At 69.5% G+C, this 21,094-nt stretch carries 18 protein-coding genes; 2 read left to right on the forward strand and 16 right to left on the reverse strand.

Going from position 1 to position 21,094, the window contains the following annotated elements:
• Positions 1 to 16 precede the first annotated feature (16 nt).
• The 9 genes from WD271_00680 to WD271_00720 form a co-directional block, all read right to left on the reverse strand.
• Positions 17 to 1,264, reverse strand: a complete 1,248-nt coding sequence (locus WD271_00680; protein MEX1006342.1) for a competence/damage-inducible protein A — start codon at positions 1,262 to 1,264, stop codon at positions 17 to 19.
• Positions 1,254 to 1,925, reverse strand: coding sequence for a CDP-alcohol phosphatidyltransferase family protein (locus WD271_00685; GenBank protein ID MEX1006343.1), 672 nt, complete (start codon positions 1,923 to 1,925; stop codon positions 1,254 to 1,256). Before WD271_00685 ends, WD271_00680 begins: the two co-directional genes overlap by 11 nt.
• Entirely contained in the window at positions 1,922 to 3,235 is a 1,314-nt protein-coding gene (rimO, locus tag WD271_00690; protein MEX1006344.1) for a 30S ribosomal protein S12 methylthiotransferase RimO, read from the reverse strand. The genes WD271_00685 and rimO overlap by 4 nt, the downstream gene beginning before the upstream one ends.
• A 38-nt stretch (positions 3,236 to 3,273) precedes the next feature.
• Positions 3,274 to 3,822, reverse strand: coding sequence for an ATP/GTP-binding protein (locus WD271_00695; GenBank protein ID MEX1006345.1), 549 nt, complete (start codon positions 3,820 to 3,822; stop codon positions 3,274 to 3,276).
• Positions 3,823 to 3,835: 13 nt separating this feature from the next.
• Positions 3,836 to 4,225: a DUF742 domain-containing protein gene (locus WD271_00700; GenBank protein MEX1006346.1), complete on the reverse strand. Its 390-nt coding sequence runs from the start codon at positions 4,223 to 4,225 to the stop codon at positions 3,836 to 3,838.
• A gap of 44 nt (positions 4,226 to 4,269) precedes the next feature.
• Positions 4,270 to 4,704, reverse strand: a complete 435-nt coding sequence (locus tag WD271_00705; protein ID MEX1006347.1) for a roadblock/LC7 domain-containing protein — start codon at positions 4,702 to 4,704, stop codon at positions 4,270 to 4,272.
• Positions 4,701 to 7,076, reverse strand: a complete 2,376-nt coding sequence (locus tag WD271_00710) for a nitrate- and nitrite sensing domain-containing protein (GenBank protein ID MEX1006348.1) — start codon at positions 7,074 to 7,076, stop codon at positions 4,701 to 4,703. The genes WD271_00705 and WD271_00710 overlap by 4 nt, the downstream gene beginning before the upstream one ends.
• 77 nt (positions 7,077 to 7,153) lie before the next feature.
• Complete coding sequence (locus tag WD271_00715) at positions 7,154 to 8,878, reverse strand: hypothetical protein (GenBank protein ID MEX1006349.1); 1,725 nt, start codon at positions 8,876 to 8,878, stop codon at positions 7,154 to 7,156.
• A gap of 66 nt (positions 8,879 to 8,944) precedes the next feature.
• On the reverse strand, positions 8,945 to 11,380 hold the full coding sequence (locus tag WD271_00720) for a DNA translocase FtsK (GenBank protein MEX1006350.1): 2,436 nt from the start codon (positions 11,378 to 11,380) through the stop codon (positions 8,945 to 8,947).
• Between the two features lie 107 nt (positions 11,381 to 11,487).
• On the opposite strand from WD271_00720, the gene WD271_00725 reads away from it, so the two are divergent.
• The gene (locus WD271_00725; GenBank protein ID MEX1006351.1) at positions 11,488 to 11,727 is read left to right on the forward strand and encodes a hypothetical protein; all 240 of its coding nucleotides are present in this window, start codon (positions 11,488 to 11,490) and stop codon (positions 11,725 to 11,727) included.
• Positions 11,727 to 12,119, forward strand: coding sequence for a PIN domain-containing protein (locus WD271_00730; protein MEX1006352.1), 393 nt, complete (start codon positions 11,727 to 11,729; stop codon positions 12,117 to 12,119). The genes WD271_00725 and WD271_00730 overlap by 1 nt, the downstream gene beginning before the upstream one ends.
• Positions 12,120 to 12,152: 33 nt before the next feature.
• Here WD271_00730 and WD271_00735 read toward each other — a convergent pair whose 3' ends face one another.
• The 7 genes from WD271_00735 to truB all read right to left on the reverse strand — a co-directional run bounded on the left by WD271_00735 (position 12,153) and on the right by truB (position 21,093).
• Positions 12,153 to 13,823 carry a ribonuclease J gene (locus WD271_00735; protein MEX1006353.1) on the reverse strand — a complete coding sequence of 557 codons (1,671 nt, stop codon included), beginning with the start codon at positions 13,821 to 13,823 and terminating at the stop codon, positions 12,153 to 12,155.
• Positions 13,824 to 13,887: 64 nt separating this feature from the next.
• Complete coding sequence (dapB, locus tag WD271_00740) at positions 13,888 to 14,679, reverse strand: 4-hydroxy-tetrahydrodipicolinate reductase (protein ID MEX1006354.1); 792 nt, start codon at positions 14,677 to 14,679, stop codon at positions 13,888 to 13,890.
• A gap of 44 nt (positions 14,680 to 14,723) precedes the next feature.
• Positions 14,724 to 16,007 carry a pitrilysin family protein gene (locus WD271_00745; protein ID MEX1006355.1) on the reverse strand — a complete coding sequence of 428 codons (1,284 nt, stop codon included), beginning with the start codon at positions 16,005 to 16,007 and terminating at the stop codon, positions 14,724 to 14,726.
• Positions 16,008 to 16,143: 136 nt separating this feature from the next.
• The gene (locus WD271_00750) at positions 16,144 to 18,720 is read right to left on the reverse strand and encodes a polyribonucleotide nucleotidyltransferase (GenBank protein MEX1006356.1); all 2,577 of its coding nucleotides are present in this window, start codon (positions 18,718 to 18,720) and stop codon (positions 16,144 to 16,146) included.
• 187 nt (positions 18,721 to 18,907) lie between these two features.
• Entirely contained in the window at positions 18,908 to 19,165 is a 258-nt protein-coding gene (rpsO, locus tag WD271_00755; protein MEX1006357.1) for a 30S ribosomal protein S15, read from the reverse strand.
• Positions 19,166 to 19,267: 102 nt separating this feature from the next.
• Positions 19,268 to 20,203 (reverse strand): bifunctional riboflavin kinase/FAD synthetase, encoded by a 936-nt coding sequence (locus WD271_00760; protein ID MEX1006358.1) that lies wholly within the window; start codon positions 20,201 to 20,203, stop codon positions 19,268 to 19,270.
• The gene (gene truB, locus WD271_00765; protein ID MEX1006359.1) at positions 20,203 to 21,093 is read right to left on the reverse strand and encodes a tRNA pseudouridine(55) synthase TruB; all 891 of its coding nucleotides are present in this window, start codon (positions 21,091 to 21,093) and stop codon (positions 20,203 to 20,205) included. Before truB ends, WD271_00760 begins: the two co-directional genes overlap by 1 nt.
• Position 21,094 lies beyond the last annotated feature (1 nt).

Raw genomic sequence — 21,094 nt, forward strand, 5'->3', positions numbered from 1 at the left:
GCTCACGTCATCTGGGTCAAGGCAGCGCGAGGAGTCGCATTCGCAGCAGGTTGAGCACCGAGATCGTGGAGAACTGCCGGATGCGCTCGCGGTCGAACGGCAGCCGCGCGGTGACCGCCTCGGTCTCGTGGCCCGGGACCGCGATCCCGTACCAGACCGTGCCGACGGGCTGGCCCTCCATCTCGTCGGGGCCCGCCACGCCCGTGGCGGAGATCCCGACGTCGGCGCCGAGCACGCGCTGTGCGCCCTCGGCCATCTCCTTCGCCGCGGCTTCGGTGATGACGTGCTCGGCGGTCACGCCGAGGATCTCGCGCTTCACTTCGGTGGCGTAGGACGCGATCGAGCCGCGGAACGTGCGGCTCGCGCCGGGAACGTTGGCGATGCGCGCGCCGATGAACCCGCCGGTGAGCGACTCGGCGACGCCGAGCGACCAACCGCGCGCCTCGCACAGCCGCAACACTTCCGACTCCATCGTGTCGTCGTTCACCGCGAACACCAACTCGCCGAGCACCGAGCGCAGCTCACGGTCTTCCGCGTCGAGCAACTCGCGCGCTTCGTCCTCGGTGGGCGCCTTGGCGGTCATGCGCACGTAGATGCCCTCGATCCCTCGCGCGAGGAACGCGATGGTGGGGTTCGTCTGCTGGTCGACCCGTTCGGCGATCATCTCCGCGAGCCCCGACTCCGAGGCGCCCCACGTCTTCAGCGACCGCGACACGATCACCGCTCGCTCCCCCGACCGCTCGAGCAGGTCGGGCAGCACGAACTTCGTGATCATCTCGGTCATCTCGTACGGCACGCCGGGCACCGCGTAGATGATCTTCACCTCCCCGTCCGGCATCGGGACCTCGCACCGCAGCCCGGGCGCGGTGCCGATCGGGTTCGGGATCACGTCGCCGCCCTTCGGCACGTCGGCCTGCCGCAGGTTGTTCTCGGGCATCGGGCGACCACGACCTCCGAAGAGCCGAGCGACGTGCTCGATGAGCTCCTCGCGACGCTCGAGCTCGACGCCCATCACCTCGGCGACCGCCTCACGTGTGACGTCGTCGGGCGTGGGCCCGATGCCGCCGCACACGATGACGGCGTCGGCGCGGTCGAGCAACTCACGCAGGCACTGCACCATGCGACCGAGGTTGTCGCCCACCTTGCGGTGCTCGCAGGTGTCGAGGCCCGCCGCCGACAGCTGCTCCCCGATCCACGAGCTATTGGTGTCGACGATCTGGCCGAGCAGCAATTCGGTGCCGATCGCGAGGACGTCAACCCGCATCGGCGGCCCGCTGCGTCTGCTGCTTCCACCCTCGGCGCACGATGTCGAGCGCCGACACCACCGTGAGCGCGATCGCGATCCAGAGGATCGTGTCGTGCACCGTCGCCCACTCGTAGGTGGGCGGGAAGAGCACGATGCCGACCGCGAGGAACTGGAAGAACGCCTTCCACTTGCCCATCTGGAGCGCCGGGAGCGAGATGCCACGGCGCCCCGCGAACGACCGGTAGATCGAGATCCCCACCTCGCGCACCGCGACGATGGTGACTGCGGCCCACGAGAAGTCGCCGCGAAGACCGAGCGCGAAGAACCCACCGATCACGAGGAACTTGTCGGCCAAGGGATCGAGGAACGCGCCCGAGCGCGTCGCCCCGTCGCGGCGTGCGAGCCAGCCGTCGAGCCGGTCGGTGCACGCGAGCACGAACCACAGGGTCACCGTGAGCCAGGTGGAACCGCGATCCGCGATCAACAGCAGCGTGGGCACGGCGAGCACCAGCCGTGCGACGGTGACGAAGTTCGCCGGTGTGGCGATCGCGCTGTCGCTGAACCTTTTGACGCGCTCGCTCTCTGCGAGCCGGGATACCCGGCTCGCGGGCGTTCGCTCGCTGGCGAGCGCGCTGCGCTCCCTCCGGTCGCTGCGCGCGCCGCTGGCGCCGGATGTCACGGCAGGCCCTTGGCCACGAGGTCGGTGCCGAACGCGTCGGTGACGTGCGCGCGGACGAGCGCGCCGGGGCGCGCCCATTCGGCGTCGAGATGCACCACGCCGTCGATCTCGGGAGCCTCGCGATAGGTGCGACCGACGAGCACGCCGGAATCTTCGTCACGCCCGTCGACGAGCACGGAGATCTCGGCGCCCACAAGCCCGTCGCGCGCGCCGCGCGTGATGGGCTCCTGCACGTCTTCACACTCGCGCAGCCACTCTCCCACCAGGTACTCCGGTACCGCGCCCGGGAGCGACGCCGCGGGCGTGCCGTCCTCACGCGAGAACGCGAAGAACCCTGCCCAGTCGAGTTGCGCGGCTTCGAGAAACGCGAGGAGCGCGTCGTGCTGCGCTTCGTCCTCGCCCGGGAAGCCCACGATGAACGACGACCGGAACGCAGCGTCGGGCTCCTCCGCGCGGATCGACTCGATCATCGAAAGGAAGCGCTCGCCGCTCCCCCACCGCTTCATCGCGCGCAGCAGCGCGGGGTCCGCGTGCTGGAGCGACAGGTCGAAGTAGGGGACGACCGTCGGGAGCTCGAGCATCGTCGCCACCAGCGGGTCGCGCACCTCGCTCGGATACAGGTAGAGGAGGCGCACACGGGCGAGCCCGTCGGACGCGAGACGATCGAGGCGGCGGAGCAACGGCTCGAGTGAACCCGGCTCGCCCGCGTCGCGCCCGTACCACGCGAGGTCCTGCGCGACCAGCACGATCTCGGCGACGCCGCCGTTTACCAGCCCGCGCACCTCGGCTTCGATCGACTCGGGTGTGCGCGACCGTTGCTTGCCGCGGAACGACGGGATCGCGCAGAACGCGCATGCGCGGTCGCAGCCCTCCGCGATCTTCACGTAGGCCCACGGCAGCGAAGGGGCGGCCCGCGGCAGCTCGAGGAGATCGCGGACGCCGGTCGGTTTCCGGCGCGGTGGACCCAACGACACCACCTGGGCAAGCGAACCCTCGCCCGCGAACCCCACGACGGCGTCGACCTCGGGCAGCGCGGCGGCGAGCTCGTCGCCGGCGCGCTCCGCGAGGCAGCCGGTGACCACGAGCTTCGCCCCCGGCTTGCGGACGGCCGCCAGCGCCAGGATGGTGTCGATCGACTCCTGGCGCGCAGCCTCGATGAACGCACACGTGTTCACCACGACGACGTCGGCCTCGTCGGGGCCGGAGGCAGCCGCGAGCCCGTCGGCCACGAGGGACGCCACGACCTTGTCGGAGTCGACCGCGTTCTTCGGGCAGCCGAGAGTCTCGACCCAAAACATTGGCTCGTTCACTGCGGCGCAGGATACCTGCGCCGCGGACGTTCGCTCCCCTATGTCGTTGCGCTTGCCATCTGTGCTCGGCGGAGCGCGCCCTCCACGAGGAGCACCAGCGTCTCCTTCACGTGGAGTCGGTTGCGCGCGTCACAGAGGACCACCGGCACGTTGGCCGGCACCGACAGGGCCTCGCGCACCTCGCGCGGGTGATGCCGGTACACACCGTGGAAGAGGTTCACCGCGACGACGAACGGGATGCCCAGGTGCTCGAAGTAGTCGACGGCCGGGAAGCAGTCCGCGACGCGCCGGGTGTCGACGAGCACGATCCCGCCGACGGCGCCGCGCACGAGCTCGTCCCAGAGGAACAGGAACCGGTCCTGGCCCGGCGTGCCGAACAGGTACAGCACCATGTCGGGCCCGAGCGTGATCCGCCCGAAGTCCATCGCAACCGTCGTGCCGGTCTTCGTGGTCACCGGCCCGGGGAAGTCGACGCCCAGGCTCTCGACCGTGATGTCGGCCTCGGTGGTGAGGGGCTCGATCTCGGAGATGGTGCCCACGAACGTGGTCTTGCCCACGGCGTAACCACCGGCGACCACGAGCTTCATCGAGACGGGAAGGTCAGAGTGCACGGATACCCTCCAACAGCCGTTCGAGCAGCCGCACGTCGCGATGCTCGGCGCGTTCTTCTGTTGCCTGTCGCACCTGCACCATCTGCGCGTCGGCAAGGTCGCCGACGAGCACGCGCACGACTCCGACCGGGGTGCCGAGGCGCGCCGCGAGCTCTGCGACCGACGTGGGGGTCTGGCACAGCTCGATGATCTTGCGGTCCTCCGGGGTGGCATGCCGGCCGAGCTGCTCCGTCGCGACCAGAGCGAGCACCGGAGCGTGCAGCTCGAACGCGCCGAGCGACGAGCTCGTACGTCCACGCGTGAGCACGTACGGGCGCACGACCCCGCGGCGCGGAAGATCCAACACGTCCTGCTCTGTACCCGAGGGCTCCTCGTCCATGGGAGCGTCTCCCGGTGGGCCCTCGCCAATCACCGGATCGCCGGTCACCGGATCGCCGATCGCGGGAGCAACGTCTGCAGCTCCGATACGAGACCCGGTGTCAGCGCGCTCGCACACTTCTCGACGAGGACCGCCATCTCGTAGCCGACGAGGCCGACGTCACACGGACGTTCCGTCGTGACCGCGAGCACCGACGTGTCACTCACACGCATCACGAAGAGCATCGCCTGGTCCATCTCGACGATCACCTCGTACACGCGGCCGCCACCGATGGGCGCCGAAGCGCCCTTGGCGATGCTGAGGAGCCCGGCCGACACCGCGGCGAGGCGATCGCCGGAGCTCCGGTCGAGCCCGTCGGACAGCGCGATGAGAAGGCCGTCGGACGACACCACCGTCGCCTCCTTCACACCCGGCACACGCTCGACGAAGTTGGACACGAGCCAGTTGAGGTTGCGCGCCTCCGTGCTGAGCTGGGTCATCGCTCGTCCTCTCGATACTGACCTGGTCGATGCTGATCTGGCGGAACGCTGGCAGCGGGCGGTGGCCCGTCGACGGCCTCGTCGTGCTCCGCGCGCCCGCGGCGCTTGCCCAGGTCGTGGCGCGTGAGCAGCTCGTGCACGCGGTATGGCCGGAGCGGATCGGCCTCCGCAACCCGCTCGTCAGCTTCGACGGTGGGCTGGTGGCTCAGGTGGTGGCCGGGCACGCGCGTCGGGAGCGGCGCGTCGGCAACCGGCTCGTCGAGAGGCGCTTCGGCTTCCTCGGTGGGGCCGGGTTCGGGCGCGGGGTACTTGGCGACCGGTGGGATGTCGACGAGCGGGGGCGCGAACATCTGCGTGTGCCCGGGCTCGGGTTCGGCGAGGCCCTCGGCGCGCCATTCCTCCACGGGTGGCTCGTCGGCAGGTCGCCACGCGACGCGACGCGCGCCGAGCGGCATGGGCTCGCCGTCGGGCCCGATGTCGGGGGCGAAGATCGGCTCGGCGGTGGAGGGCGCGGCTTCACGCGCGAGAATTGTCGAAGGCAGGGACACCAGCGCCACGAGTCCGACCGGCGCACCCGGCCGCAGCTCGACGGTGATGTTGTGGCGAGCCGCGAGCGAACCGACGACGTGCAGGCCCAGTGCACGCGACAGGGCGAGGCCGACCACCGGGGGCTTCGCGAGCAGCTGGTTCGCTTCCGCGATCTTCTCCGCCGGCATGCCGATGCCCTGGTCGGAGATCGCGAGCACGAACCCCGACGCCGTCGTCGCGCCCGAGACGACCACCGCCGCGTCGGGCGGCGAGAACGACGTCGCGTTCTCGAGGAGCTCGGCGACGAGGTGCGCGAGGTCGGCCACCGCGTGGCCCGAGACCGCGAGCTCGTCATCGACACCGACGAGATCGACGCGCGGGAAGTCGGCAATCTCCGCGGAGGCGGACCGGACCACGTCGAGCAAGGCGATGGGCTGCTGCCACTGCCGCGGCTGCTCCGCGCCCGACAGCACGAGGAGGCTCTCCGCGTTCCGGCGCATGCGGGTGGCCATGTGGTCGAGCTTGAAGAGCGCGTCGAGCGCGGCGGGATCGTGCTCGTTGCGCTCGAGCTCGTCGAGCAGCTCGAGCTGGCGCTCGAGCAAGCTCTGGTTTCGGCGTGCGAGGTTCACGAACAGGTCGCCCATGCCCTTGCGGAGCAGGCGCGATTGCTGCTCGGCGACGTCGAGGGTCACCGACTCGACGTCGTTGAACGCCTGCGCGAGCTCACCGATCTCGTCCTCCGACGTGACGGTGATCTGCGTAGGCTTGATACCGCTGATGTCGCCGCCTTCGCGCAGCAGCTCGACGAGTTGCGGGAGCTGGGTCTGCGACATCTCGCGTGCCGCGGCAGTGAGCCGGCGGACCGGACGCAGGACGGCGCGGGCGACGAACCAGATGAGCGCCAGTGTGAGAAGCATCGCGAGCACCGCGCCGCCGCCGTAGATCCACACGTCGCGCTGGGCCGCATTCGCCCGCTCGCTCGACGCCGCCCCGATCGCTCCGTCGACCTTATCGATCGCGCGGTCGAGCGCGCGCGCTTGCTGTTGGTAGTCGTCGACGATCGTCGCGGGCTCAGGAAGAGTGGTCGGGAACGCGGCGGGCAGATCGCCGGTGGCGGTGAGATCGTCGAGGTTGACACTCGAGAACGCGCGCTCCTCGGCGCTCGTCGCGCCGACGGTGAAGCGCTGCCGCTCGCGCGCCTGCGCCGCGATCGCGCTCAGCCACGGGCCGAAGTCGTCGCGCGAGCCGGTCGCGGCCACGGTGACGAAGATCCCCGCTTCAGCCGCCAACTCGTGCTGCTCGCGCTGGAGGGAGAACACACGCGACAGGCTCGCGGAGGCTTCGGGATCCTCGAGGTCGCGCGCCGCGCGCTCGCCGAAGCGAAGCAGGTCGTCGTCGACGCCGAGGAAGAACGAGCGCGCGTCACTTGCGGAGGCGTCCAGGGAGTCGACGCTCCGCCGTTCGCGCGCGACCTGGTCGAGACCTTCGTTCGTGGCGTTCAGTGCCGCGATCGTGGTACCACTCACGCCGGCCTCGACGAAACGTTGCTCACCGTCGCGGAACACGCGCGAGGCCGCGTCGGTCCCCGTGCGCGCGGCTTCGAGCTCCGACTGCGGATCGCCATCGCTCGACACGTACCACGATGTGACGACGCTCTCGTTCTCGAGTGCGCGGCTCAGGTTGTCGAGCGACTGCATCGGGCCCGAGACCTCGCCGTACTGCTCCTGCGCGCGCAGGGCCGTGAAGCGGTCACGGAGCCCCGCCCCCGCGATCACGACGAGTGCGAGGAACGGCACGAAGAGGACGAGCAGCAGCTTGGCTCGGAAGCTGAGCCTCGTGAGCATGCTCAGATGTCGGCAGGTCCGGGCACCCGCTTGAATCAAAGGGGTCCGCGCCGGAACTCCCTACGGTCGGGCAGGCATCAGGCGCCCGCGCCGCCTTGACTCGGGCACCCCGTGCACGGATTTGCCGCCGGCACCTTGCCGGTCGAGTAGGCCCTTTCCGGCGGGAACTCGTAGAGCGACGCGGCCTCGTCGAAGAACTTCGGCTCCGACTTCGGGAACTGCCCGAACGAGAAGCGCTTCCCCCCGTTGAGGTACATGAACCGTCCCGTTCCGGGGAAGGTCTCGACCGCGTTGGTGCCGCCGGTCTTGAGGTCGGCGTTCCACCAGATCAAGTTCACGTCGGTGCCGAGGCCGAGATACTCGTCGTAGGGCAGACCCACCGTCCGCCCGTAGCCGGTCTGGAACGAGACGGTCCCGTTGGACGCTCCGCCCACGGCCGGCACGGAGAACAGCCCCTTCTTGACGTTCTGCGCGGTGAGCATCGGCCCCGCGTACTGCATCGTCCCGTAGATGAACGACATCCAACCGATGGTGGTGGCAGCGGTCGTGCCCTGGGTCTTGCCCCAGTACCACTCGAACTGGCCGAGTGGCGCCGGCGTGGTCGGGTCTGCAGTCGGCCGCGGCGTCAGCACACCGAGACCGAACGCGTGCTCCATCTGCGCCTGGTCGTAGGTGCGGGCGAACCCGTCGAAGTCCTGGAACTGGTAGCCGGTCACAATCCATTCGGGATTGAAGTCGTTCGATGTTGCCGCGGCCGTGAACGACCTCGCCGTGGTGTTGTTCGCGAACAGGATCACGCTCGTGACGCCCTTCGACTTCAGCTTCGCGATGAGCGTCTTCGCGGTCTCGTCGATCGTCGCGGAATCCGCTTCGGGATCGTAGGCAACCGCCTCGACGGTCGCGGTGCCGCCGTACTTCTTCATCAGCGAGTTGAAGAGTGGTACGTCGATCCTGCCTTCGGGGCTGACGAGCCCGAAGGCGCGCTTCTTCGACGCGAGCGCGGAGTCGCCGGCCCACCTCGCCTTGCGGCCGGAGAGCGAGTTCGAGAGGAAGTTCGCGACGAGGTAGATGGATGCGGTGCTGTCGGCCTGCGTCGCCCACCGGTACGGCGCCTGCTTCTCGAGTTGCGCGGTGGTGAGCGCGCTCGCGGCAGCGCCGTTGACGATGATCTTGGCGTTGGCCATCTCGGCCTCGAAGACCGACGCGCCCTGGCTCTGGTTCGCCGCGTCGATCACGATGAACGGCTTCAACCCCTTGACCAGCAGGGCATCGGCGCGCTGGGCGGCTTCGTCGGGACCCGACGCCTTGACGAACTCGTAGACGGGCTTGCGGCCCCACGTCTGGTAGGTGCTGAACTTCTCGATCGCGTACTGGAACACCTCGTCGAAGTCTTTGAAGCTGTCGGTCCAGGTGCCGGGCTGACCGGTCACCTGGTTGATCGGGAGACGCCCGCCGGCGGCGCGCTCCGCATCCTCCATGGCTTCGTTGCCGTAGTACACGACGACCTTCACGCTGTCGGCGGTCACACCGGGGGCGGTTGCACCGCCGTTGTCCTTGCCCGCGGGCCATGGATTCACGCACAAGGGACCGGATCCCACCGCGGCGAAGCTCGTCCGTTTCGTCGCGGCGGTGCACGTGTCTTCGGCGAGCGCCGCTTTCGAGCCGATGCCGACGCCTGCGACCTGGGGACCCGTCGTGCCCGTCGCCGCACCTGCGCTCGTGGTGAGCATCGGTACCAACAGAGCCCCCAGCAGCGCGGCGGCCGCCGCGAGAGAGCCGGATCGTTTGCCCACTGTGCCCATCGTGCTCATCCCCCCAGATGTCGGAACCGCAGTTCTGGTGACGGAGAATGTACCGCGGACCCTGACTCAAACCTTGTCGCGCAGCTCCTCGAGCTCCTCGACGGTCATGAGCACCGCACGGGCCTTCGAGCCCTCGGAGGGACCCACCACGCCGCGGCGCTCCAGGAGATCCATCAGGCGCCCGGCCCGGGCGAAGCCGACCCGCAGCTTGCGCTGGAGCATGCTGGTGGATCCGAAGCCGCTCCGGACCACCAGGTCCATGGCCTCGTCGAGCAGCTCGTCGGTATCGGGCGAGCCGTCGTCGACCGATCGACCACGGGCCGACTCGTCGCCGGCGATACCGTCCACGTACGTGAGGGCGGACACCTGCCGTCGCCAGTGGGCGACGACCTTGCGCACGCACTCCTCGTCGACCCACGCGCCCTGGATGCGCTGCGCACGGCTCGAGCTGGCGCCGAGCAGCAGCATGTCGCCCTGGCCGATGAGCTTCTCGGCGCCGGCCTGGTCGAGGATCACGCGGGAGTCGGCGAGGCTGCTCACCGAGAACGCGAGCCGGCTCGGGACGTTGGCCTTGATCACGCCGGTGATCACGTCGACGGACGGGCGTTGCGTGGCGATCACGAGGTGGATGCCGACCGCGCGCGCCATCTGCGCGATCCGGCAGATGCTCGCCTCCACATCACGCGCGGCGACCATCATGAGGTCGTTGAGCTCGTCGACGACGATCACGATGAACGGCAGCCGCTCGTACCCGTGGCCGGTGACGGGATCGGGATCGTCCTTGGTGGGCAGCTCACCGCGGTCGAATGCGGTGTTGTAACCGGTGATGTCGCGCACGCCCACCTCTGCCAGCAGCTCGTACCGCAGGTCCATCTCACGGACCGCCCAGTCGAGCGCGTTCGCCGCCTTCTTGGGGTTGGTGACGACCTGCGTGAGCAGATGCGGAAGGTCGTTGTACGCGCCGAGCTCGACCCGCTTCGGGTCGACGAGGATGAGCCGCACCTGGTCGGGCGTGCAACGCATGAGCAACGACGTGACGAGCGAGTTGATGCAACTCGACTTTCCCGCGCCGGTTGCGCCCGCGATGAGCACGTGCGGCAGCGTCGTGAGGTCGAGCATCACGGACTTCCCGGTGATGTCGCGACCGAGGCCGGCGGCGAGCGGCGGCGTTGCCCGTTGCGCTTCGGGCGCGGCGAGGACGTCGCCGAGGGTGACGAGCTCGCGCTGGCGGTTCGGCACTTCCACGCCGATCGCGCTGCGCCCCGGTATCGGCGCGAGGATGCGCACGTCGGGCGAGGCCATCGCGTACTGGATGTCGTGGCTGAGCCCGGTGACGCGGTTCACCTTGACCCCGGGACCGAGGTCGAGCGCGTACTGAGTGACGGTGGGCCCGATGGTCATGCCGATCAGCCGCGCGTCGACACCGTGCTGCGCGAGCGTGGCCTCGAGCACGCGCCCGCCTTCCTCCGCGATCCGGCGGTCGGCGAGCGCGCCGCTGCCACGCTTCAGGAGAGTGAGCGGCGGAAGCTTCCAGTCACCGACACGCGCGTGCGCGTCGTCGCCGAGCTCGATGACCAGCTGACCATCCGGCTGACCGTCGGGATCGGTGGAAGTGGGCAGCGCGATCTCGACGTGTTCCTCACGCGCGACGATCGGGATGGGCTCCGGCTCGGGCAGCGGCTCGTGCACTGGTTCGTGTACCGAGTCGTCGGCGAGCGGTTCGGGTTCGGGCTCGTCCTCGGGCCCGGCGATGTCGGCGGCACCGAGCCCGGCGCGCGCGTACCGCATGGCGTGGCGCGCGCCGCTGCCGGTGGCGGTCGCAACCGCTCGGATCGACAGGCCGAGGGCGAGGAGCACGCCGAGGAGCGCAACACCGCCGAGGATGACGCTCGCCCCGGCGACGCCCGTGGCCGCGGCGAGCGGTGCGGCGACGATGCCGCCGAGCACGCCACCGGCATCACGCATCGCATCGAGCGGACCGTCGAGCGGTGGCCGACCGTAGGCGAGGTGCAGGATGCCGACGTCGGCGGCGAGCAGGAGCAGCGCCCCGATCGCGATCCGGACCGTGGGCGGCTCGCCGGGCTCGCCCGGATCCCGAGACGTGTCGGTGTCCTCGGCGTCAGTGTGGGCGTCGTCGATCACCGCGCGCCGCGGCCACATCAGCACGACGGCGAACGCGATGCACACGATGGGGATCGCGACCCGGGCCCGCCCCAGGAGCGCACCGGTGCCGTCGGCGAGCGCGTCCCCTACCGGGCCCGCGAGGTCGGTCCACAGGCCGAGGGCGCACAGCGCACCGATGACGACCAGCCCCACCGCCGCGGCGTCGGCGCGGTGGCCGGCGAGCTGACGAGACGCGGCCGCACGCCCCTTCGAGAGCGCTGACGGCTGCTGCGCGACCGGGCGCGACCGGGATGCGGACCGGCGGCGCGCCGGCTTCCGGGCGGGCTTGCGGTTCCTGGAGCGCGCGGAACCCTTACGCCGCATCTTCGTTGCAGGCATCCCGCGAAGCTAACACCGCCCACACCAGCCACAGCAGCATCCCGTACCGATCGGCAGCCTCACCGACGCAACCGGGCGTGTGCTCACCTGTGGGCTATTCTCCGCCCATGAGGCTGCACATCGTGCTCGACGACGATCTGGTCGCCGATCTCGACTCGCGAGTCGCACCAAGGGAGCGAAGCGCGTTCATCGCACAAGCGATTCGATCGGCACTCGAGGATCAGTGGCGATGGGAACAGATCGAATCTGCCTTGGGGTCGATCTCCGATCACGGACACGCGTGGGACGACGATCCGGCTGCCTGGGTCCGCGAGCAGCGCCGGGGTGACACGCGCCGGGTTGGCTGATGGGCGCGATCCTCCTCGACACGACCGTGCTGATCGACGCGCTGCGAGGACGGGCCGCCATGGATCGGCTCCGCGCCCTTCGCGCCGACGGCGATATTCCCTGTACCTGTGCGGTCAACGTCGAGGAAGTGGTGCGTGGGCTCTTCCCGCGCGAGAGACAGGACGCGGATCGGCTGTTCGACGGCTTGCGCCTCGCGCCCCTCGGCCGGATCGAAGGTGAGCGGGCAGGAACATGGCGCCGGGATCTCGCGCGACGAGGGACGACCGTGGCGCAGGCGGACTGCCTCATCGCGGCGGCGGCGCTCGGGATCGGCGCCCGCCTCGCGACCGGCAATCCGCGCGACTTCCCGATGCGAGGGCTCACCGTCGACCACTGGCCCGTCGGCGAGTAGTACGGCTCTGATATCCGGAGCGGAGCCGCTTCCTCAGACCTCGATCACCACCGGGATGATGGCGGGACGACGGCGGGTGCGCTCGTTGATGAACTTGCCCAACGACCGGCGCGCATGCCGGCGGATTGTCTCGAAGTCGGTGGCACCCTCGTCGGCCGCCTCCGCCAGCGACGCCCGCACCGCGGCCTTTGCCTCCTCGAGCAACTCCTCCGCTTCCGGCGCGTAGACCCAACCGCGGGTGACGATCTCGGGGCCGGTGACGACGTCGCCGGTCGCCGCGTCGATGGTGACGATGACGACCACCAGCCCCTCCTCGGCGAGGTTGCGCCGGTCGCGCAGCACGCCGAGACCGACATCGCCGACGATGCCGTCGACGTACTGGTAACCGGCCGGTACCGCGCGGCGCTCCACCTCGATCCCCGACTCACATACCGTGAGCACGTCGCCGTCCTCGCACACGAGCACGTGGTCGGCTGGCACGCCCACCTCCCGCGCGAGCCGCGCGTGGTGGACGAGGTGGCGGTACTCACCGTGCACGGGGACGAACCAGTCGGGCTGCACGATGTCGAGCAGGAACTTCAGCTCCTCCTGTGACGCGTGACCCGATACGTGGACGCCCGCGTTCCCGCCGTGGATGACTTCGGCGCCGGCGCGGTGCAGCGAGTCGATCACGCGCGACACGTTCGACTCGTTCCCCGGGATCGCGTGCGCCGAGATCACGACGACATCGTCTTCGCTCACCTTGATGAACTTGTGCTCGTGCGCGGCCATGAGCGAGAGCGCGCTCAACGGCTCACCCTGCGACCCCGTGCACACCACGCACACCTCGCCCGGCGCGTAGCGCGGTACCTCCTCGATGTCGATCACGCGCTCGGTCGGGATGTCGAGCATGCCCATCTCCCGGGCGAGCGCCACGTTCTGGGTCATCGACCGCCCGAGGAATGCGACCCGACGACCGGCGTTGAGAGCCGCCTCGCACACCTGCTGCACGCGGTGGAGGTGTGAGGCGAACGAGGCGACGATGATCCGGCGCTCCGGATGGTCGCGGAACATCGTGCGCATCGTGGCCCCGACCGTGGTCTCCGACGGCGTGAACCCGGGCCGCTCGGCGTTCGTGGAGTCGGAAAGCAGCAGCTTCACGCCACCGGTCCGCTTCGCGATCTCGCCGATCAGCGCGAGGTCGGTCTTGCGGCCGTCGACCGGGGTGAGGTCGAGCTTGAAGTCGCCACTGTGGAGGATCGTCCCGGCCGGCGTGTGGTACGCGGTGGCGAAGGCATGCGGCACCGAGTGCGTCACGGGGATGAACTCGCAGTCGAACGGCCCGATCGAGCGCCGCTCACCGTCGTACACCGGGATCAACTCTGTGCGATCGAGCATCCCCGCCTCCTCGATGCGGGAACGGGCGAGACCGAGAGACAGCGGCGACCCGTAGATGGGGACGGCGACGTCGCGGAGCAGGAAGGCCAAGCCGCCCGCGTGGTCCTCGTGGGCATGCGTGAGGAACACGCCCTCGACCCGATCGGCGTTCTCGCGGAGGTACGTGAAATCGGGCAAGACGAGGTCGACGCCCGGCATGTCGACGTCGGGGAACATCAGGCCGCAATCGACGACGAGGATGCGGTCGTCGACCTCGAGGCAGAAGCAGTTGCGCCCGATCTCGCCCAGCCCGCCGAGGAAGGTGATCGTGACCGGCGGGCGACTCATCAGCGCCCGAGGGTACTGCCCGCCGGCCCTACATCGCGCGCACCGTGGTCACGCTCTCGGCCACTCAGATCCCGAGGAGCGCGTCGAGCCCGTACGTGAGACCGGGCCTCGTGGGGATCGCCTTGATCGCGAGCAGCACGCCCGGAATGAACGAGGTGCGGTCGTACGAGTCTTGCCGGATCGTGAGCGACTGGCCGGTGGTGCCCAGCAGCACCTCCTGGTGAGCCATCAGGCCGCGCAGCCTCACCGAGTGGATCGGGATGCCTGCCGCGCCCTCGCCGCCACGCGCGCCCTCGAGCACGGTCTTCGTGGTGGGATCGGGCGCCCAGTCGCCGGACGCGTCCGCCATGCGTTCCGCGGTGGCGATCGCGGTACCCGACGGCGCGTCGATCTTCTCGTCGTGGTGGAGCTCGATGATCTCGGCGGTTTCGAAGTAGGGGGCGGCGAGCTCGGCGAAGCGCATCATGAGCACCGCGCTGATCGCGAAGTTCGGCACGATGACCGCGTTCGCCTCGGACGCCTCGAAGCGCGTGCGAAACTGCTCCACCTCGGCCTTCTCGAACCCGCTCGTGCCGACGACCGCGTGCACGCCGTTGTCGGCACACCAGGCAAGGTTCTCGCGCGCGCCGTCGATCACGGTGAAGTCGACCGCGACCTCGGCGCCCGCGTGCAGGAAGGCGTCCGGCTTGGCTGCGACGTTGAGGCCGGCGCCGTGCACACCGAGCTGCCGCAGGTCGATGTCGACGTGGTACGGGTCGACCGCGGCCACGAGTTCCAGCTCGGGATCGTCGACGACCGCGTTGCAGACGGTGGACCCCATGCGCCCGCCGGCGCCGAACACACCGACTTTGATCATCCGCTCACACTAGATGACGGGTCGACTCCGCTCCGCTGCGTCTCCTATTGGCGCGCGAGATCCTCGGTCACGGGGCCGACGACGGCGAGCGAACGCCTCCCCGCAGCGAGCACACGGTCGATCACGCGTGCGATGTCGTCGTCGCCGATCGCCTCGACGCGCGCCACGACTTCGTCGATCTCGGGTACCTCGCCGAGGGTGAGCTCGGAGCGCCCGATGCGGTGCATCCGGCTCGACGAGCTCTCGAGCGAGAGCGCGAGCGAGCCCGTCATATGGCCCTTCGCGCGCTCGAGCTCGCCCTCGGTGATCCCGCCGTCGGCAATCAACCGGTCGAGCTCACCGCGGACGACGCCGAGCACTTCGTCGACCCGCTCCGGTGATGTCCCGCAGTACACCGCGAGCGCGCCGGTCTCTTCGAACGCGCTGCGGTACGAGAACACCGAGTACGCCAGGCCGCGCTGCTCACGGACCTCCTGGAAGAGGCGTGAGCTCATCCCGCCACCGAGCACCTGGTCGACCACCGCGAGCGCGTAACGGTCGGGGTCGTCGCGAGGAAGCGCGCGCATGCCGAGGACGAGGTGCGCCTGCTCGAGCGGGCGCTCGATGACCATCACCGGCCGCGGCTCCTCTGGGCTGTCTGTGCCGTCGACGCGCCGAGCGCGGGAGTGGGGAGTGCGCGCAGGGAGCGCGTCCTCGATCATCTTCACCACATCGTCATGCTCGACGTTCCCCGCTACCGCGACCACCACGTTCGCGGGGTGATAGTGCGTGCGGTGGTACACCACAATCGCGTCGCGCGGCATCGCCGCGATCGTTTCCTGCGTACCCGCGATCCCGCGCCCGAGCGGATGACCCGGGAACAGCGCGTTGGCGAACAGATCGTGGACGAGATCGTCGGGCGTGTCATCGCGCATCCGGATCTCTTCGAGGATCACCTGGCGCTCCGAATCGACGTCGTCGGAACGCAGGGCCGGCGACCACACGATGTCGGACAGGATGTCGAGCGCGAGCGGCAGGTGGCGGTCGGGCACGCGCACGTAGAACTGCGTGACCTCCTGACCGGTGGCCGCGTTCATGTCACCGCCGATCGACTCGACCGCCTCGGCGATCTGCACCGCCCGGCGCGCTTCGGTGCCTTTGAACAAGAGGTGTTCGAGGAAGTGACTCGCCCCGGCCAGTTCGTCGGGTTCGTCGCGCGAGCCCGTACCGATCCAGAAACCGACCGCGACCGAGCGGAGTGCAGGCAGTCGTTCGGTGACGATCCGCAGTCCGGACTCGAGGCGCGAACGACTGATGCCGGATGCGTCGTCGACCATTCCGCCGATCATCGACTCCGAACCCCGTCTGGTTGAGGAGCGAACGGGGCTCTCGCGGCGAGCGAAGCGACGGAGGAGCGCAGCTCGCTCGCCAGCGAGCGAACGGCCGCGAGCCGGGTACCCCGGCGCGCAGTGAGCGAGCGAATAGTCAGGGCCGGCGGCGGCGGCGTTGGCCACCGCGGTCGCCCCCGCGGTCGCCCCCGGGCCGCCCGCCACCGGTGCGCGCGCCGCCCGAGCGGCTGATCTCGGCGGGGCCGAGGTCGCCGAACTCGTCCTTGGCCTGAGATTCCCAGAACTCGTCGAACGAGGCGACATCGGCATCGGCGCTCGCCCGAGTGCGTTCTCCGTTGGGACGGTCGCCACCCTCGCCGTCGCCGCCACGATCCCGCGGCGCACGCGACTCCCGGGGCGCACGCCCGGTGCCGCCGCCGTCGTGGTCACCGCCACCACCACCGGCACTCCTGTCGGCACTCCTGTCGGCACTCCTGTCGGCACTCCTGTCAGAGCTCCTGTCGGCGCTCGTGTCGTCGGCAAACGACAGGGAGAGCTTGCCCTGGTTGTCGATGTCGTCGACGCGCACGGTGACCTCGTCGCCGAGGTTGAGGACGTCTTCGACGCGCTCGACGCGCTTGCCGCGGCCGAGCTTCGAGATGTGGAGCAGGCCGTCGCGGCCCGGCAGGACGTTGACGAACGCACCGAACTTGGTGACGTTGACGACGCGGCCGGTGTACTCGGCACCGAGCTCGGCCGTGGGCGGGTCGAGGATCAGCTCGATCCTGCGGCGCGCCTCCTCGACGTACTCGCCGTTCGTGGATCCGATCGTGACGAGCCCGACCGCTCCGTCGTCGGACACCGACACGTCGGCGCCGGTCTCCTGGGTGATCGTGTTGATGACCTTGCCCTTGGGCCCGATCACCTCGCCGATCTTGTCCATCGGGATCTCGAAGCTCACGATCTTCGGTGCGGTCTCGCGCAGCTCCGACCGCGGCTCGGCGATCGCCTCGGCCATCACGTCGAGGATCTTCATCCGCGCCTCGCGCGCCTGGATGAGCGCCTGAGTGAGCACCTCGGCGGGCAGACCGTCGATCTTGGTGTCGAGCTGGAGCGCGGTGACGAAGTCGCGCGTGCCGGCGACCTTGAAGTCCATGTCGCCGAAGGCGTCCTCGGTGCCGAGGATGTCGGTGAGCGTCGTGTACTTGCCGTCCGCGTACACGAGGCCCATCGCGATGCCGGCCACTGGAGCCTTGATCGGTACCCCCCCATCCATGAGCGACAGCGTGGACCCGCACACCGACGCCATCGACGTGGAGCCGTTCGAGCTGAGCACCTCCGACACGACGCGCAGCGTGTAGGGCCATTCCTCCTTCGAAGGGACCACCGGGAGGAGCGCCCGCTCGGCGAGCGCGCCGTGCCCGATCTCGCGGCGGCGGGGCGCACCCACGCGTCCGGTCTCAGCCGTGGAGAACGGCGGGAAGTTGTAGTGGTGGATGTAGCGCTTGGTGGTGCCGCGAAACTCGTCGAGGCCGATCGACTGCTCCATGCGTGGCATCCCGAGCGTGAGGACGCTGAGCACTTGTGTCTCGCCGCGCTGGAACAGGCCCGAGCCGTGCGAAGTGGGCACGAGCCCGACGTCGGAGGAGAGTGGCCGGAGATCGGTGGTGCCGCGGCCGTCGATGCGCACCCCCTCGTTGACGATGCGGCTGCGCACCACCTTCTTCTGCAGCGCACGGAACGCGCGCCGCACCTGGGCCCTCTCGTGGAAGAACGGTGCGGGCAGCTCCTGGGTGCCGCACAGCGCGAGCAGCAGCCCTTCCTCGATCTGGTCGACGCGAGCGTTGCGCTCGGTCTTGTCGGCAATGGCCATCGCCTCGGCGGTGTTCGGTGTGGCCTCGCCGGCGACCGCTTCGAAGACGTCGTCGTCGTAGTCGGTGTAGACCTCGTAGGTGATCGGCTCGATCGGACCGTGCTCGCGCACGACCGCCGCCACGAGCTCCTTCTGGAGGTCGATGGCGAGCCCGATCCCGAGCTTCGCCTCCTCGATCCCCTCGGCGATCACCTCTTCGGTGACTTTCGGCGCGCCCTCTTCGTAAAGGCGCCAGGTGGCCCCGGTGCCGCCCGCTTCCACCATCATGATCGCGATGTCGCCCGACTCGACCCGACGACCGGCGACGACGAGCTCGAACGTGGACTCCGTGCTCTCCTCGAATGTGGGGTGCGTGATCCACTCCGAGCCGTGGCGCGACAAGCGCACTGCGCCGATCGGACCGTCGAAGGGAATGCCCGACACCATGAGCGCGGCTGACGCGCCGTTGATCGACGCGATGTCGTGCGGGTTCTCGAGGTCGGCTCCGAGGATGGTGGCGATCACCTGGACCTCGTTGCGGAAGCCTTCGGGGAACGACGGCCGGAGGGGGCGGTCGGTGAGCCGGCACGTGAGCACCGCGGGCTCGCTCGGCCGGGCTTCACGGCGGAACACCGCTCCCGGGATCTTGCCGGCCGCGTACATCCGCTCCTCGACGTCGACTGTAAGCGGGAAGAAGTCGATGCCCTCACGGGGCTTGGTGGTGACGACGGTGGAGAGCAACATGGTGTTGCCCACCTGCACGAGCACCGCGCCGGTGGCCTGCGGCGCGAGCCGGCCGGTCTCGAGGGTCATGGTCTTGCCGGCGGCATTGATCGGGCCGCTGACGCGGATAGCTGCGCCAAATTCCTGGGAACTGGCCATGAGACGTACTCCTTCGTACGGAGCGAGCGGTGGCGGTTCCCAGTTGTCGCCGTCCGGAGTGGCCGCATTCGGTGATGGGACCCCGGGCGGTGGCGACTGACAACCGACGTCGCGCTCGCAGGTTTGAGTTGTGACGCGGAAACGGGGCGGCCCAATCACCCTGATCGGGTGCCGCTCCGCAATCCAGCTACCGCCGGAGTCCGAGCTTTGCGATCAGTGCCCGGTACCGCTCGACGTCGTTTCGCCGGAGGTAGTCGAGCAGCCGACGCCGTTGGCCGACGAGCATGAGCAGCCCACGGCGCGAGTGATGATCCTTTTCGTGGACCCTCAAGTGCTCCGTAAGGTGGTTGATCCGCCCGGTGAGCAGGGCAACCTGCACCTCCGTGGAACCCGTGTCGGACTCGTGGAGGCGGTGCTCGGTGATCGTGGTGGCAGTGTCGGGCATGAGCCGGCAGAAACCTGACTTCGGAATTTCGACTTCGGAAGTAACGGATGTGTGCCGGCCGCGTGCCGGAACACCAGCCGTTGATGCTACCACGGGGGTCGCTCAGCCGAGCAGACGGCGGGTCTGCTCCACGTCTCGCGCCATCTGCTCCACGAGGGCCTCGACGGTCTCGAAACGCACTTCGCCCCGCAGGCGCTCCACGAACCGGACCTTCACCTCGTCGCCGTAGAGGTCGCCCTCGAAGTCGAGCACGAACGCCTCGAGCAGCGACATCTCCGCGTGCTCGTAGAACGTGGGGCGCCGCCCGAGCGAGATCGCGGCGGCACGCTCCACGCCGTCGGGGCCGACGAAGGTGCCCGCGTAGATGCCGTCGGCCGGAAGGCACACCCGGGTCGGGACCATCAGGTTGGCGGTCGGGAACCCGAGCTCGCGGCCGCGGCGGTCGCCCACCTCGACCCGGCCGCGCACCTCGTGCGGTCGACCGAGCAGCTCGGTGGCGGCGGTGACGTCGCCCTCGGCCAAGAGCTCCCGGATGCGCGTCGACGAGTACACGACTCCCCCGGACGTAGCTTCGAGGCCGAGCCCCACCACCGCGAAACCGAGCTCGGCCCCCATCCGTTCGAGGAGCGCGACATTGCCACCGCGTCGCGCTCCGAAATGGAAGTCGGCCCCGACCACGACGAGCCGCGCGCCGGCGCCGTCGACGAACACCTCCCGCGCGAATTCCTCCGCGGCCTGGCGGCTGCGTGCCTCGTCGAAGTGCAGGACGAAGCAACGGTCGAGAAAGCCGGTCTCCGCGAGCAGCTCGAGCTTCTGGTCGAGCGTGGTGAGGAGCTTCGGGGCCGAGTCCGGTCGAACGACTTCAGCCGGGTGGCGATCGAACGTGACGCACACTGCGTCGAGGCCGCGCGCATCGGCCAGATCGCGCACGAGCCGAAGCACCTCGTGATGACCGAGGTGCACGCCGTCGTACACGCCGATTGTCACTGCCGCGCCCGCGTCGGACCTGAGTTCGGCGAGCCGCTCGACGATCTTCATCAGCTCTCGGTGCCCGAGGAGGCGATCACGACTGCAGGTTTACACGCTGCCCCGCGCCGTTCGTACACCGCGACGAGCTCGTCTCCTGGTCCCACGAGCGCGAACGGGCCCGGCCCCCGCTCGCCGAGCGAACCGATCGGGAACGCGATCCCGTGACTCGCGGCGCGCACCTGTTCGTCGTCGACGTCGACGCGCTCGAGATCACGCATCGCATGCGCGAGCGAGATCACGGCGCGGTCAGGTTGCGCGACCACGTCGTCGAGCTCTCGCGCCTCGGCAAGCGTGAACGACCCCACCGACAGTCGACGCAGAGAGGCCAGATGCGCGCAGCCACCGAGCGCCACGCCGAGGTCGGCGGCGAGCGCACGGATATACGTGCCGCTCCCACACTCGACGAACACCGTCACCGACGGGTACGGCCCCGACTCGAAGTCTTCGACTTCGAAGCGATCGACGCGCACTCGGCGCGGCGCGCGCTCGACGTCTTCTCCCGCGCGCGCGAGCTGGTGGAGCCGGCGTCCACCGACCTTCACCGCCGAAACCATCGGTGGGAGCTGCTCGATCTCACCCACGAAGCGCGTGACCGCAGCCTCGATGTCGTCTTGCGCGAGCGGCATCGGCTGCTGCTCGACGATCTCTCCCGCCGCGTCGAGAGTGCTCGTCGCGATCCCGAAGACGATGCGCCCCCGGTAGGACTTCCCCGCCTCCTGCAGGAAGCGCAGCAGCCGCGTCGCGCGCCCGAGCCCGACGAGCAGTACTCCCGTCGCGTCGGGATCGAGCGTGCCCGCGTGCCCCACGCGGCGCTGCCCGTACACCTTCCGCAGCTTGGCGACGACGTCGTGAGAGGTGCAGCCGCCCGGCTTGTCGACGACGACGAGTCCGTCCTTCATC

The organism is Acidimicrobiia bacterium (assembly GCA_040880805.1).
Taxonomy (GTDB): domain Bacteria; phylum Actinomycetota; class Acidimicrobiia; order IMCC26256; family DASPTH01; genus DASPTH01.

What these genes read in the sequence shown, in the direction of transcription:
- WD271_00680 (MEX1006342.1), bottom strand. Translation starts at nt 1,264, where the DNA reads ATGCGGGTTGACGTCCTCGCGATCGGCACCGAATTGCTGCTCGGCCAG.
- WD271_00695 (MEX1006345.1), bottom strand. Translation starts at nt 3,822, where the DNA reads ATGAAGCTCGTGGTCGCCGGTGGTTACGCCGTGGGCAAGACCACGTTC.
- WD271_00700 (MEX1006346.1), bottom strand. Translation starts at nt 4,225, where the DNA reads ATGGACGAGGAGCCCTCGGGTACAGAGCAGGACGTGTTGGATCTTCCG.
- WD271_00705 (MEX1006347.1), bottom strand. Translation starts at nt 4,704, where the DNA reads ATGACCCAGCTCAGCACGGAGGCGCGCAACCTCAACTGGCTCGTGTCC.
- WD271_00710 (MEX1006348.1), bottom strand. Translation starts at nt 7,076, where the DNA reads ATGCTCACGAGGCTCAGCTTCCGAGCCAAGCTGCTGCTCGTCCTCTTC.
- WD271_00715 (MEX1006349.1), bottom strand. Translation starts at nt 8,878, where the DNA reads ATGGGCACAGTGGGCAAACGATCCGGCTCTCTCGCGGCGGCCGCCGCG.
- WD271_00720 (MEX1006350.1), bottom strand. Translation starts at nt 11,380, where the DNA reads ATGCCTGCAACGAAGATGCGGCGTAAGGGTTCCGCGCGCTCCAGGAAC.
- WD271_00725 (MEX1006351.1), top strand. Translation starts at nt 11,488, where the DNA reads ATGAGGCTGCACATCGTGCTCGACGACGATCTGGTCGCCGATCTCGAC.
- WD271_00730 (MEX1006352.1), top strand. Translation starts at nt 11,727, where the DNA reads ATGGGCGCGATCCTCCTCGACACGACCGTGCTGATCGACGCGCTGCGA.
- WD271_00735 (MEX1006353.1), bottom strand. Translation starts at nt 13,823, where the DNA reads ATGAGTCGCCCGCCGGTCACGATCACCTTCCTCGGCGGGCTGGGCGAG.
- dapB (MEX1006354.1), bottom strand. Translation starts at nt 14,679, where the DNA reads ATGATCAAAGTCGGTGTGTTCGGCGCCGGCGGGCGCATGGGGTCCACC.
- WD271_00745 (MEX1006355.1), bottom strand. Translation starts at nt 16,007, where the DNA reads ATGATCGGCGGAATGGTCGACGACGCATCCGGCATCAGTCGTTCGCGC.
- WD271_00750 (MEX1006356.1), bottom strand. Translation starts at nt 18,720, where the DNA reads ATGGCCAGTTCCCAGGAATTTGGCGCAGCTATCCGCGTCAGCGGCCCG.
- rpsO (MEX1006357.1), bottom strand. Translation starts at nt 19,165, where the DNA reads ATGCCCGACACTGCCACCACGATCACCGAGCACCGCCTCCACGAGTCC.
- WD271_00760 (MEX1006358.1), bottom strand. Translation starts at nt 20,203, where the DNA reads ATGAAGATCGTCGAGCGGCTCGCCGAACTCAGGTCCGACGCGGGCGCG.
- truB (MEX1006359.1), bottom strand. Translation starts at nt 21,093, where the DNA reads ATGAAGGACGGACTCGTCGTCGTCGACAAGCCGGGCGGCTGCACCTCT.